The 14,278-nt window shown below is 45.8% G+C and carries 8 protein-coding genes, 3 rRNA genes and 1 pseudogene; 7 read left to right on the top strand and 5 right to left on the bottom strand.

Annotated features, from left to right (window positions below):
• Positions 1-33 precede the first annotated feature (33 nt).
• Positions 34-1,515 (top strand): IS66 family transposase, encoded by a 1,482-nt coding sequence (locus tag FJQ87_RS03510; protein WP_140929968.1) that lies wholly within the window; start codon positions 34-36, stop codon positions 1,513-1,515.
• Positions 1,516-1,643: 128 nt separating this feature from the next.
• Here the strand turns inward: FJQ87_RS03510 and rrf are convergent.
• The 4 genes from rrf to FJQ87_RS03490 form a co-directional block, all read right to left on the bottom strand.
• Positions 1,644-1,759, bottom strand: a 5S ribosomal RNA gene (gene rrf, locus FJQ87_RS03505).
• Between the two features lie 102 nt (positions 1,760-1,861).
• Positions 1,862-4,753, bottom strand: a 23S ribosomal RNA gene (locus tag FJQ87_RS03500).
• A 299-nt stretch (positions 4,754-5,052) separates the two neighbouring features.
• Positions 5,053-6,598, bottom strand: a 16S ribosomal RNA gene (locus FJQ87_RS03495).
• The 16S, 23S and 5S rRNA genes sit together here, the layout of an rRNA operon.
• An 845-nt stretch (positions 6,599-7,443) precedes the next feature.
• Positions 7,444-8,506 (bottom strand): IS630 family transposase gene (locus tag FJQ87_RS03490; protein ID WP_140930607.1). Its coding sequence is split into 2 segments (ribosomal slippage): positions 7,444-8,079 and positions 8,081-8,506, totalling 1,062 coding nucleotides; the frame shifts between segments, so codons are not numbered across the junction.
• 139 nt (positions 8,507-8,645) lie between these two features.
• Here FJQ87_RS03490 and FJQ87_RS03485 point away from each other — a divergent pair.
• The 4 genes and pseudogenes from FJQ87_RS03485 (at position 8,646) to FJQ87_RS03465 (ending at position 12,312) form a co-directional block, all read left to right on the top strand.
• Positions 8,646-9,914 carry an IS4 family transposase gene (locus tag FJQ87_RS03485; RefSeq protein ID WP_140933972.1) on the top strand — a complete coding sequence of 423 codons (1,269 nt, stop codon included), beginning with the start codon at positions 8,646-8,648 and terminating at the stop codon, positions 9,912-9,914.
• Between the two features lie 171 nt (positions 9,915-10,085).
• Positions 10,086-10,430: an IS66 family insertion sequence element accessory protein TnpB gene (locus tag FJQ87_RS03480; protein WP_140930349.1), complete on the top strand. Its 345-nt coding sequence runs from the start codon at positions 10,086-10,088 to the stop codon at positions 10,428-10,430.
• Positions 10,427-10,777 (top strand): annotated as a pseudogene (tnpB, locus tag FJQ87_RS03475) (IS66 family insertion sequence element accessory protein TnpB). The gene FJQ87_RS03480 and the pseudogene tnpB (FJQ87_RS03475) overlap by 4 nt, the downstream one beginning before the upstream one ends.
• 80 nt (positions 10,778-10,857) lie before the next feature.
• A complete protein-coding gene (locus FJQ87_RS03465; RefSeq protein WP_140930603.1) occupies positions 10,858-12,312 on the top strand; it encodes an IS66 family transposase in 1,455 nt (484 codons plus the stop codon).
• Between the two features lie 53 nt (positions 12,313-12,365).
• Here the strand turns inward: FJQ87_RS03465 and FJQ87_RS03460 are convergent.
• A protein-coding gene (locus FJQ87_RS03460) for an IS630 family transposase (RefSeq protein ID WP_168195118.1) occupies positions 12,366-13,344 on the bottom strand; the annotation gives its coding sequence in 2 pieces (ribosomal slippage) (positions 12,366-12,929 and positions 12,931-13,344; 978 coding nt in all).
• Positions 13,345-13,543: 199 nt separating this feature from the next.
• Here FJQ87_RS03460 and FJQ87_RS03455 point away from each other — a divergent pair.
• Together FJQ87_RS03455 and tnpB (FJQ87_RS03450) are read left to right on the top strand one after the other, a co-directional pair.
• Positions 13,544-13,888, top strand: a complete 345-nt coding sequence (locus FJQ87_RS03455) for an IS66 family insertion sequence element accessory protein TnpB (protein ID WP_140929966.1) — start codon at positions 13,544-13,546, stop codon at positions 13,886-13,888.
• Positions 13,885-14,235, top strand: coding sequence for an IS66 family insertion sequence element accessory protein TnpB (gene tnpB / locus FJQ87_RS03450; RefSeq protein WP_140929967.1), 351 nt, complete (start codon positions 13,885-13,887; stop codon positions 14,233-14,235). Before FJQ87_RS03455 ends, tnpB (FJQ87_RS03450) begins: the two co-directional genes overlap by 4 nt.
• The last annotated feature ends 43 nt before the right edge of the window (positions 14,236-14,278 follow it).

Here is a 14,278-nt window from a genome sequence, read left to right as displayed (position 1 = left end):
CAAAGCCTTTCGATATGCCTTAACATAGGCGTCATGAAAAATGAACTCGCCCTTACACAGCGCATTGCTGAACTTGAAAAACTGTTAGCGCAGAAGGATGCACTCATCGCAGCCTTGGAAGAGCGCTGGCGCTTGGCTCAACAAAAACAATTCGGCAAAAGTGCTGAAGGCTTTGTTGGGCAAGGCGAGTTATTCAATGAAGTGGAAGAGATTGTTGAAGCCATTGAGGCCGAGCAACAAACCATTAGCTATACCCGCAAAAAGCCTGTGCGTAAGCCACTGCCAAAAGACTTACCTCGCGAGCAAGTTATCCATGATATCACCGATAAGACCTGTGATTGCTGTGGCGGTGAGTTACATAAAATGGGCGAGGATAAATCAGAAAAGCTTGAGTTTATTCCAGCCAAAATCAAAGTGATTGAGCACATTAGGCCTAAATACGCTTGCCGCCACTGTGATAAATCCTCGACTCAAACGCCGATTAAACAAGCCTCAATGCCAGCGATGCCAATCAATAAAGGCATTGCTACAAGCAGTTTACTCAGTCAGCTTATCACCAGTAAATATCAATACGGGTTACCGCTTTATCGCCAGGAAGCGATGTTTAAGCAATATGGCATTGAGCTCAGTCGCCAGACAATGAGCAGCTGGATAGACAAATCAGCCACCCTCTTCGCACCATTAGTTGAACGGCTTAAAACAGAGTTGTTAAAACAGCCCACGTTGTTTGCGGATGAAACGCCATTAAAAGTGGTGAAATCCGATAAAGTAAACAGCTACATGTGGGTCTATTGCTCAGGTCGAGATTCACCAGCCCCGAATAATCCTATCCCTAATATTGTGCTTTACGACTTCCATAACAGTCGGGCTGCCGCCTGCGTGGTCAATTATCTTGATGGATATCAAGGCTATTTGCACGTAGATGGATATCAAGCTTATGAAAAAACACAGGCAACCCTAGTGGGATGCTGGGCACACGCTCGTCGTAAATTTATCGAGGCAAAAAAGCTGCAAGGCAAAAATAAAACCGGCAAAGCGGATATGGTATTAAGCCTTATCCAAAAACTGTACGGTGTAGAGTCACGCATCAACGATAAAAGTCCTGATGAAAAGTACATTGCCAGACAAGAGGCTAGCCTGCCTATCCTAGGCAAGCTAAAAGCATGGCTTGAGCAAAACCAGCCCAATTTAGTGGGTAATACCAAACTGATGGAGGCAGCTAATTACCTGGCTAATCAATGGCACAAACTCATTCGTTATGTTGATGATGGCAGGCTGAGTATTGATAACAATCGTGCAGAGCGAGCCGTAAAACCGTTTGTGATTGGCCGAAAAAATTGGTTATTCAGTCAGACAGCTAATGGGGCCCATGCCAGTGCCACGCTTTACAGTATTGTCGAAACGGCAAAGGTCAATGGCTTAGTACCATTTGATTACATCATGGCTTGTCTTAATGAACTGTGCCAACCAGCACCGGATATCGACAGCCTGTTACCATGGAACTTTAAAAGATAGGTGTAGTTGCCCAGACGCTTACCGGATTGGTATCAGACGTTATGAGTGTAAGCTAATCAAAAATCTAAACGAAAAAAGCCCGTTGCGTGAGCAACGGGCTTTATCGACTCTCTTGCGAGAAATTAGGCGCCTGGAGATGACCTACTCTCGCATGGGGAAACCCCACACTACCATCGGCGCGACTGCGTTTCACTTCTGAGTTCGGAATGGGATCAGGTGGTGCCACAGTGCTATGGTCTCCAGACAAATTTGGAAATTCGGAAAGCTAATTATTGAGTACTCAATCTTCAATCAAGTATTTTTCGATTCTTTATCAGGCTTGTTCAGTAAAACCCATCTGGGTTGTATGGTTAAGCCTCTCGGGTCATTAGTACAAGTTAGCTCAACGCCTCACAACGCTTACACACCTTGCCTATCAACGTCCTAGTCTCGGACGGCCCTTCAGAGGACTTATAGTCCTAGGGATGACTCATCTTGGGGCTCGCTTCCCGCTTAGATGCTTTCAGCGGTTATCGATTCCGAACGTAGCTACCGGGCAATGCCATTGGCATGACAACCCGAACACCAGCGGTTCGTCCACTCCGGTCCTCTCGTACTAGGAGCAGCTCCCCTCAATCATCCAACGCCCACGGCAGATAGGGACCGAACTGTCTCACGACGTTCTGAACCCAGCTCGCGTACCACTTTAAATGGCGAACAGCCATACCCTTGGGACCGACTTCAGCCCCAGGATGTGATGAGCCGACATCGAGGTGCCAAACACCGCCGTCGATATGAACTCTTGGGCGGTATCAGCCTGTTATCCCCGGAGTACCTTTTATCCGTTGAGCGATGGCCCTTCCATTCAGAACCACCGGATCACTATGACCTACTTTCGTACCTGCTCGACGTGTCTGTCTCGCAGTTAAGCTGGCTTATGCCATTGCACTAACCGTACGATGTCCGACCGTACTTAGCCAACCTTCGTGCTCCTCCGTTACTCTTTGGGAGGAGACCGCCCCAGTCAAACTACCCACCAGGCACTGTCCCTAATCCCGATAAGGGACCTAGGTTAGAACATCAAAACTACAAGGGTGGTATTTCAAGGACGACTCCACACAAACTAGCGTTCATGCTTCAAAGTCTCCCACCTATCCTACACATGTAGGTTCAATGTTCAGTGCCAAGCTATAGTAAAGGTTCACGGGGTCTTTCCGTCTAGCCGCGGGTATACGGCATCTTCACCGCAATTTCAACTTCACTGAGTCTCGGCTGGAGACAGCGTGGCCATCATTACGCCATTCGTGCAGGTCGGAACTTACCCGACAAGGAATTTCGCTACCTTAGGACCGTTATAGTTACGGCCGCCGTTTACCGGGGCTTCGATCATGAGCTTCTCCGAAGATAACCCAATCAATTAACCTTCCGGCACCGGGCAGGCGTCACACCGTATACTTCATCTTGCGATTTTGCACAGTGCTGTGTTTTTGATAAACAGTTGCAGCCACCTGGTATCTGCGACTCCCGCTAGCTTAGAGAGCAAGTCTCATCACCGGCAGGAGCGTACCTTCTCCCGAAGTTACGGTACCATTTTGCCTAGTTCCTTCAGCCGAGTTCTCTCAAGCGCCTTGGTATTCTCTACCCGACCACCTGTGTCGGTTTGGGGTACGATTCCTGCTAACCTGAAGCTTAGAAGATTTTCCTGGAAGCATGGCATCAACTACTTCAGTCCCTTAGGACCTCGTCATCAGCTCTCAGCGTAAGTATTCCCGGATTTGCCTAAGAATACCGCCTACCACCTTAAACGCGGACTACCAACGCCGCGCTAGCCTAGCCTTCTCCGTCTCTCCATCGCAGTTAGCACAAGTACGGGAATATTAACCCGTTTCCCATCGACTACGCCTTTCGGCCTCGCCTTAGGGGTCGACTCACCCTGCCCCGATTAACGTTGGACAGGAACCCTTGGTCTTCCGGCGAGGGGGTTTTTCACCCCCTTTATCGTTACTCATGTCAGCATTCGCACTTCTGATACCTCCAGCGTGGGTTACCCCTTCACCTTCAACGGCTTACAGAACGCTCCTCTACCGCGCATCTCTAATGAAATGCACCCGTAGCTTCGGTGACTAGCTTAGCCCCGTTACATCTTCCGCGCAGGCCGACTCGACTAGTGAGCTATTACGCTTTCTTTAAATGATGGCTGCTTCTAAGCCAACATCCTAGCTGTCTAAGCCTTCCCACATCGTTTCCCACTTAGCTAGTACTTTGGGACCTTAGCTGACGGTCTGGGTTGTTTCCCTTTTGACAACGGACGTTAGCACCCGCTGTCTGTCTCCCGCATAGTACTCATTGGTATTCGGAGTTTGCAAAGGGTTGGTAAGTCGGGATGACCCCCTAGCCTTAACAGTGCTCTACCCCCAATGGTATTCGTGCGAGGCGCTACCTAAATAGCTTTCGAGGAGAACCAGATATCTCCCGGTTTGATTGGCCTTTCACCCCCAGCCACAAGTCATCCGCTAATTTTTCAACATTAGTCGGTTCGGTCCTCCAGTTGATGTTACTCAACCTTCAACCTGCCCATGGCTAGATCACCGGGTTTCGGGTCTACACCTAGCAACTAAACGCGCAGTTAACACTCGGTTTCCCTACGGCTCCGCTATTCGCTTAACCTCGCTACTAAATGTAAGTCGCTGACCCATTATACAAAAGGTACGCAGTCACGGTCTCAAGAACCGCTCCCACTGCTTGTACGTATACGGTTTCAGGTTCTATTTCACTCCCCTCACAGGGGTTCTTTTCGCCTTTCCCTCACGGTACTGGTTCACTATCGGTCAGTCAGGAGTATTTAGCCTTGGAGGATGGTCCCCCCATGTTCAGACAACATATCACGTGTGCCGCCTTACTCGTTTTCATCTAAGGTTAGTTTTCATGTACGGGACTATCACCCTGTACCGTTGGACTTTCCAGACCATTCCACTAACACCCCTAGACTTAAGGGCTAATCCCCGTTCGCTCGCCGCTACTTAGGGAATCTCGGTTGATTTCTTTTCCTCTGGGTACTTAGATGTTTCAGTTCCCCAGGTTCGCCTCATACAGCTATGTATTCACTGTATGATGACCACTTATGTGGCCGGGTTTCCCCATTCGGACATCGTTAGCTCAAATGCTTGTTACTAGCTCGCCAACGCTTTTCGCAAGTTACTACGTCCTTCATCGCCTCTGACTGCCAAGGCATCCACCGTATACGCTTAGTCACTTAACCATACAACCCAAATGAGTTTCACTTGAGCGTATTGCAACTAGCTGGTTTTACTGTCTCTTGCTTTCGCAAAAGAACGCCTTGATTTACTTCATTTCTGAAGTTAAAGAATATCCAAAACACTTGATTAAAGTATTTTGAGAACTCAATTTTGTATCACCTAATGCTCGCGCACTAAGTTCTACTATCAGCTTTCCAAATTTTTAAAGAACGACATCCCTTCAAAGGAAGGTAATGTTTTGCTCGTCAACAAGACAAGGCAATCTGTGTGAACACTCAACAGTAATTCTAAATCGCATAGGTAAGGAGGTGATCCAGCCCCAGGTTCCCCTAGGGCTACCTTGTTACGACTTCACCCCAGTCATGAACCACACCGTGGCAAACGCCCTCCCCGAAGGGTTAAGCTATCTACTTCTGGTGCAGCCCACTCCCATGGTGTGACGGGCGGTGTGTACAAGGCCCGGGAACGTATTCACCGTGGCATTCTGATCCACGATTACTAGCGATTCCGACTTCATGGAGTCGAGTTGCAGACTCCAATCCGGACTACGATCGGCTTTGTGAGATTAGCTCCACCTCGCGGCTTTGCAACCCTCTGTACCGACCATTGTAGCACGTGTGTAGCCCTACTCGTAAGGGCCATGATGACTTGACGTCGTCCCCACCTTCCTCCGGTTTATCACCGGCAGTCTCCCTAGAGTTCCCACCATTACGTGCTGGCAAATAAGGATAAGGGTTGCGCTCGTTGCGGGACTTAACCCAACATTTCACAACACGAGCTGACGACAGCCATGCAGCACCTGTCTCAGAGTTCCCGAAGGCACTAAGCTATCTCTAGCGAATTCTCTGGATGTCAAGAGTAGGTAAGGTTCTTCGCGTTGCATCGAATTAAACCACATGCTCCACCGCTTGTGCGGGCCCCCGTCAATTCATTTGAGTTTTAACCTTGCGGCCGTACTCCCCAGGCGGTCTACTTAATGCGTTAGCTTGAGAGCCCAGTGTTCAAGACACCAAACTCCGAGTAGACATCGTTTACGGCGTGGACTACCAGGGTATCTAATCCTGTTTGCTCCCCACGCTTTCGTGCATGAGCGTCAGTCTTTGTCCAGGGGGCCGCCTTCGCCACCGGTATTCCTTCAGATCTCTACGCATTTCACCGCTACACCTGAAATTCTACCCCCCTCTACAAGACTCTAGTTTGCCAGTTCAAAATGCAATTCCCAGGTTGAGCCCGGGCTTTCACATCTCGCTTAACAAACCGCCTGCGCACGCTTTACGCCCAGTAATTCCGATTAACGCTCGGACCCTCCGTATTACCGCGGCTGCTGGCACGGAGTTAGCCGGTCCTTCTTCTGTAGGTAACGTCACAGCTAACGGGTATTAACCGTCAACCTTTCCTCCCTACTGAAAGTGCTTTACAACCCGAAGGCCTTCTTCACACACGCGGCATGGCTGCATCAGGGTTTCCCCCATTGTGCAATATTCCCCACTGCTGCCTCCCGTAGGAGTCTGGGCCGTATCTCAGTCCCAGTGTGGCTGATCATCCTCTCAGAACAGCTAGGGATCGTCGCCTAGGTGAGCCTTTACCTCACCTACTAGCTAATCCCACCTGGGCTTATCCATCAGCGCAAGGACCCGAAGGCTCCCCTGCTTTCCCCCGTAGGGCGTATGCGGTATTAGCAGTCGTTTCCAACTGTTATCCCCCACCAATGGGCAAATTCCCAGGCATTACTCACCCGTCCGCCGCTCGCCGGCAAAGTAACAAGTTACTTCCCGCTGCCGCTCGACTTGCATGTGTTAGGCCTGCCGCCAGCGTTCAATCTGAGCCATGATCAAACTCTTCAATTAAAGTTTTGTTCGGACCCGAAAGTCCTGCTCAATGAATTCTGTCGATTCGATGATAAATCATCAAATTTGCATGTTATGCGGACATCGTTCGTTGAAGTCTCTTGCGAGACGTGTTAAATCGTTGTCGATTTATCAACTACTGTGAATGTCCACACAGATTTGCTTGTCTTCTACTTGTTAAAGAACGTTGCCGCTACGGGCTAGGGATGCGTATTCTACGCATTTCCTGTTGTGCGTCAAGTGTTTTATTCAACAACTTGTCGCCACTTCTGAATACCTTAAGTAGTCAGTAAGTCGTCACTATCGGCTGCGTTGCCGCGCCATCTCGTGTCGATGGGCTGCATTATAGGGAGTGTTCGCTATTGTGCAAGCGCTTTTCGCCATAAAGTGTCATTATTTATTTACACTCAACTTACGACCATGACGCGCACAACTTACCCCCAGAGTTACCCACAGCGCATTCATAAATTCAGTAGGCTGGACCTCGCGGATCTCTCGCTCTATCAAGGTTATCCATGACGAACTTCCCCAGTGAAAGGGCTAATCCCTTTGGTTTTCGCTAAGCCACCATCATCAAAAAGCACCATAATTCACTTATCGCGCAATAAAAAACTCTAACCAAGCTTTCTTTGGCACAAAAAACACTTCAAAGTGAACCCAATGGAAACCTTACATAATTTTCATCGGCTCTGAGTCAGCGTTTTGTGGCAAGAGTCAATCATCGCAATGACAATTAAACTTATCGCTGAGTGAACATTTAACCTAATTTTGGTGGCAGTGTTGCTGCCAAACAGTCCATCCCATAAGAATTGATAAGAGAAAGATGTTTATACCAATTGAATTAATTAATTGACCAGATTAATCCAACATCTATGGCACATTTTAATTACTCGGCTTGGCTCGCTTCTAAAACGATTCCATGCTTTAGTACATTGATTCACTATATCCTCGTATCCATCAAAACAACGGTTGGCTAGTTCATTTTGTCTCATCCATTGCCATACTTGCTCGACAGGATGGAGCTCAGGTGAATACGGTGGCAATTTGATGATGGTGAGATTATCGAACTCGTCTGCTAAATACTGTTGGTGCCAACCTGCACCATCCATAATAACCACAGCATGTCGCCCTGAAGGAGTAGCTTGAGAGATCAATGACAAATGCTCAATCATCACATCTTTATTACTACATGGTGTGATTAGGGCTTCAGTTTTACCGTTGCTGGGGCAGACTGCACCGAATAGGTAGGCGTATTCGAATTGTTGTTGCTTAATTGCTCTTGCTCTTGCTCTTGCTCTTGCTCTTGCTCTTGCTCTTGCTCTTGGTCTTGGTCTTGGTCTTGGTCTTGGTCTTGAGCATTTTATCGCCCAAACACGAGTTGTCGTATTTTGTTGGCCAAATCTGGCTTCATCTTGAAACCATACATCGATCCGATCAAGCGCTAAGTGGCCAGGGGTGTTAAGGATCGTTTCCATATGGAAGGTTTTTAAAAAGGCGTTGAGCCTCTTCATTTTGTTTAGGATGCTTGGAGCGGCTTGTTATCCAAGAAAATCCTAATTGATGAAGTAGCTTATAGACATTTCTACCTTCATATTCAACACCAAATTGAGCCTGTATAAACTCACCAACTTCTTTTGCCTGTAGTCGTCCACCATGACTAGCAACACTTCTTTCCTTTACAAAACTAGCGACCATTTCTAATTGTTGTGGGGTTAACCTAGATGGGTGACCTGGATTAGGCTTATCCTTTAAACCATCAATTCCGTTCGTCAAGTAGAGGCTGACCCACTTATTGACACTTCCTCTAGCAACCCTTAGGTACCTTGCGATCTCTGTTCTTGATTTGCCTTCAAGAAAATGACAGATGGCAGATGGCAGATGGCAGATGGCAAGATAACGAACTTTAATGCGAGTGCGTTTTTCCTTTTTTGCTAAGCGCTCTCATAGACAGGATCTTAAGAGTTAACGCTTTTATTTAGATAGAAAAATGGCCTTATTTGTGATCTGATAATTGTCGCCAAACAAACCATCAAACACAAAAAGGCCAGTGTTGATTATCTCTCTTAAAAAGCAGTTTATGCAATTCTTTAGCGCTCACTTTCTTCAAAAAACGGCAAAAAATATTGGCCTCATGAAACGATGTCGAGCGATTTTGCCCGAACAACTTGTACTCAGTCTGATTTCGGCGCTCAGTAAGGGGAATTGTACTTCAATTGCCGATCTGCTCAGGCAGTTCAACGGGATGTGTCTGACCGAAATGGATAATGTGGCTTACAAACCTTTTCACAATCAGCTCAGAAAAGAAGCTTTTCCTCTATTCATGCGTCAGTTAGTACAGTTTGCTATCGCACAATTTGCCCGGCAGCAATGTGCTCAATTACCCGATAAGATGTCTTGTTTTAATGATGTGTTGCTCCAAGATGGTAGTTCTTTTCACGTTCATAGGCAGTTGGCATCTGTTTATCCAAGCCGCTTTAAGCGTAACCCTGCAGCGATAGAGTGCCATATGACCATGTCTCTCAAAACCTTTAGTCCTACTGCAATGACGATTAGTGCCGACACGGCTTCGGAGAGAGATTATCTTCCTAAACCAGCAACGATGGACAACAAATTGCTGCTAGCAGATGCAGGTTACCCAGACTTTGATTACTTTGCCGAGCTTGAGCGGCATGGAGGGTTCTACATTTTTCGGGGAGCCAAATCCCTCAACCCGACGGTCATCGAAGCGAGGAACTGTAAAGGTCGAACACTGACTAAGTTGGCAGGCAAAAAACTCAAAGAGATTACGCGCCGCACCAATCGGACAGAGGTGCTTGATTTGGCGGTTTGTAGAGGCAATCAGACATTTCGGGTAATAAGACGCTGGTTTGCCGAAGAACAACGATTTTGCATTTGGCTTACTAATCTGCCACGAGAAACCTACTCTGCAGATGATATTATGGCAATTTATCGCTGTCGCTGGCAGATAGAGCTGATGTTTAAAGAGTTGAAATCTCATACTAACTGGCAGCGATTTGCTACAGCACAAAAAGCCATCGTTGATGGCTTAGTCTGGGCCAGTTTATTGGCATTGTGCATTAGACGCAGTACGGCACTGCAGATAATGCCTTCAGTTTCGTTATTCAAGGCTGCAAAGAATGTTGATGTGTGGCTGCTGCCCATATTTGAGTGCATTAGCCACAAATCATGGTCAGAAATAATAGATAAGATTGATTGGGCGATCCGTTATATAACGAAGAACGCCCCAAAAGCACAACAGAGAAAATCTAAGAAAGACATAACGTTAGATGGAATTTATGAACAGCTTAATGCTTAAGGTTCAGTCTATGAAGCGCTCTAACTCTGTAATAGACATATAGGTACCTATTCATAGTGGAGGCACTAATTAGATCACATATTTAGTTCGTAACCGTCCAGCGAACCACACCTCGCATCGTTAATCTGATTATTTGAAAATATCTGCTCATTGATAAATTTGGAGCAGGTGATGACAACTCACAAAACAAGTCAGCAGTGGCGACAGTTACTTTTACAACGCAATACTTTTAGTGGCACTAATATCGAATTTTGCCAGCAACATAATGTCTCGATTACCACCTATTATAAACAGCGCGCTTTACTGGGTAAGCAACAGTACCAGCCAAGCGTGTCAGAGCAAACATCTCACGCTACTCAATCACGCTTTATACAACTAAAACAAACCACCACTGAAGTCTGCACGCAAACTCATCAACACCCAGTGCTGTTTAATACGCGAACTGGCCAACTCACTCTTTCAGCGGATTTAGCAACAATAGATATCCTTACCATCATTAAGGGGCTAATGGTATGAAGATGTTTGTTGATGTGCCTTCCGTCTATTTATGTGCCGATGCTGTCGATTTTCGTAAATCAATTAACGGGTTGGCGGCTTTAGTCGAAGCAGAGCTAGAGCTGTCCGTCCTTAATGGTGCACTATTTGTGTTTTGCAATAAAGGCCACGATAAACTCAAATGACTTTATTGGGATAACACTGGCTTTGCGCTGTGGTATAAGCGATTAGATAAGCATAAGTTCAAATGGCCCAAACTCATATCACCCACAATGACATTAACCGAGCAGCAATTACACTGGTTATTAGGGGGTTATGATGTCATTGGCCACAGTAAAATTGATGTGACGGGTAAGCAACTACTTTAATATTTGCGATCAATTGATGATCATCAAAACAAGGTCAATTAGCACTACAAAGCCTTTCGATATGCCTTAACATAGGCGTCATGAAAAATGAACTCTCCCTTAAACAGCGCATTGCTGAACTTGAAAAACTGTTAGCGCAGAAGGATGCACTCATCGCAGCCTTGGAAGAGCGCTGGCGCTTGGCTCAACAAAAACAATTCGGCAAAAGTGCTGAAGGCTTTGTTGGGCAAGGCGAGTTATTCAATGAAGTAGAAGAGATTGTTGAAGCCGTTGAGGCCGAGCAACAAACCATTAGCTATACCCGCAAAAAGCCTGTGCGTAAGCCACTGCCAAAAGACTTACCTCGCGAGCAAGTTATCCATGATATCAAAGATAAGACCTGTGATTGCTGTGGCAGTGAGTTACATAAAATGGGCGAGGATAAATCAGAAAAGCTTGAGTTTATTCCAGCCCAAATCAAAGTGATTGAGCACATTAGGCCTAAATACGCTTGCCGCCACTGTGATAAATCCTCGACTCAACCGCCGATTAAACAAGCCTCAATGCCAGCAATGCCAATCAATAAAGGCATTGCTACAAGCAGTTTACTCAGTCAGCTTATCACCAGTAAATACCAATACGGGTTACCGCTTTATCGCCAGGAAGCGATGTTTAAGCAATATGGCATTGAGCTCAGTCGCCAGACAATGAGCAGCTGGATAGACAAATCAGCCACACTCTTCGCACCATTAGTTGAACGGCTTAAAACAGAGCTGTTAAAACAGCCCACGTTGTTTGCGGATGAAACGCCATTAAAAGTGGTGAAATCCGATAAAGTGAACAGCTACATGTGGGTCTATTGCTCAGGTCGAGATTCACCAGCCCCGAATAATCCTATCCCTAATATTGTGCTTTACGACTTCCATAACAGTCGGGCTGCCGCCTGCGTGGTCAATTATCTTGATGGATATCAAGCTTATGAAAAAACACAGGCAACCTTAGTGGGATGCTGGGCTCATGCTCGTCGTAAATTTATCGAGGCAAAAAAGCTGCAAGGCAAAAATAAAACCGGCAAAGCGGATATGGTATTAAGCCTTATCCAGAAATTGTACGGTGTAGAGTCACACATCAAAGATAAAACTACAGATGAAAAGTACATTGCCAGACAAGAGGCTAGCCTGCCTATCCTAGGCAAGCTAAAAGCATGGCTTGAGCAAAACCAGCCCAATTTAGTGGGTAATACCAAACTGATGGAGGCAGCTAATTACCTGGCTAATCAATGGCACAAACTCATTCGTTATGTTGATGATGGCAGATTGAGTATTGATAACAATCGTGCAGAGCGAGCAGTAAAACCGTTTGTGATTGGCCGAAAAAATTGGTTATTCAGTCAGACAGCTAATGGGGCTAATGCCAGTGCCACGCTTTACAGCATAGTAGAAACGGCCAAGGTCAATGGCTTAGTACCATTTGATTACATCATGGCCTGTCTTAATGAACTGTGCCAACCAGCACCGGATATCGACAGCCTGTTACCATGGAATTTTAAAAGATAGGTGTAGTTGCCCAGACGCTTACTTTAGTTCAATTGGTATCATACCAATCCGCATTAAATATTGCCCACTTTGGCCCAGTCTCTTGTACACAAACTTTTTACTCTGTCCTTGCACTGAATAAATGTATTCCAAGCACTGCAACACTGCTCAACGATATCGTTATAGCCTTCAAAACATCTATTGGCTAAACAGTGTTGTCTTAGCCATTGCCATACCTGCTCTATTGGATTTAGCTCTGGAGAATAGGGAGGTAATTTGAGAACTGATAAATTATCAAAGTCTTTGGCTATATCGTCTGTATGCCACCCCGCGCCATCGATGATAACAAGAGCATACCTATCCGAGTGGGTTGCTTCTGAAATTTGCTTCAAGTGTTGCCTCATCGCCTCCCGGTTAACAAAGGGAGTGACCAACGCTTCAGTTGCCCCCGTTGATGGGCAAACAGCCCCAAACAGATAAGCATATTCAAATTGTTGCTGCTTTACCGCTCTGGGGCGAGAGCCTTTTGTTGCCCACAGTTTGGTCGTTGTATTCTGCTGACCAAATCGCGCTTCATCTTGAAACCAAATATCGACACTATCTAAAGAAATATAAACAGGGATCGTTGCGATCGTTTTAGAAATGAGTTTTTTTAAATTCAGCTTGAGCTTCTAAGGATTGTTTGGGGTGCTTAGAACGACTGGTAATCCAGCTTAAACCTATACTTTTCAATATTTTATATACATGGTTTAGATGGTAATGGATACCAAACTGCTGTTCTATATAGGATTGAATATCGACGCCCGTTAATCGTCCACCTAATTCTGAGCGACTTAAATCGTCTATATATTGATAAAGAGTCCGCTTTTGCTGTTCGCTAAGTTTACTCGCATTTGTCGATCTCATATTGGCTTTCAAACCATCAATGCCAGAATCTAAGTACTTTTTAACCCATTCATTGACACTGCGACGACTAACCTTGAGTTGCCGAGCAACTTGAGCACGATTGTGACATTCCAAGAAGCAAGAAACAGCCAAAATGCGAATACGCATGCGGGCGTCTTTTTCTGACTTTGATAATCTAACGAGTTCAACAGAGGTGTAATTTTTCACAGAATAGAATGAGTTGAAAATGATGAGTGTATTAGATCACAATTTAGTACGGATTGGGTAACCGTCCAGCGAACCACACCTCGCATCGTTAATCTGATTATTTGAAAATATCTGCTCATTGATAAATTTGGAGCAGGTGATGACAACTCACAAAACAAGTCAGCAGTGGCGACAGTTACTTTTACAACGCAATACTTTTAGTGGCACTAATATCGAATTTTGCCAGCAACATAATGTCTCGATTACCACCTATTATAAACAGCGCGCTTTACTGGGTAAGCAACAGTACCAGCCAAGCGTGTCAGAGCAAACATCTCACGTTACTCAATCACGCTTTATACAACTAAAACAAACCACCACTGAAGTCTGCACGCAAACTCATCAACACCCAGTGCTGTTTGATACCCGAACTGGCCAACTCACTCTTTCAGCGGATTTAGCAACAACGGATATCCTTACCATCATTAAGGGGCTAATGGCATGAGGATGTTTGTTGATGTGCCTTCCGTCTATTTATGTGCCGATGCTGTCGATTTTCGTAAATCGATTAATGGATTAGCCGCCTTAGTCGAAGCCGAGCTTGAACTACCGGTGCTCAGTGGTGCGCTATTTGTATTTTGTAATAAAGGCCGTGACAAACTCAAATTACTTTATTGGGATAACACTGGCTTTGCGCTGTGGTATAAGCGATTAGATAAGCATAAGTTCAAATGGCCCAAACTCATGTCACCCACAATGACATTAACCGAGCAGCAATTACACTGGTTATTAGGGGGTTATGATGTCATTGGCCACAGTAAAATTGATGTGACGGGTAAGCAACTACTTTAATATTTGCGATCAATTGATGATCATCAAAACAAGGTCAATTAGC

This window comes from Shewanella sp. SNU WT4 (assembly GCF_006494715.1).
Taxonomy (GTDB): domain Bacteria; phylum Pseudomonadota; class Gammaproteobacteria; order Enterobacterales; family Shewanellaceae; genus Shewanella.
Note: the sequence above shows the minus strand (reverse complement) of the source record. Positions and strands in the feature narration are given on the sequence as shown.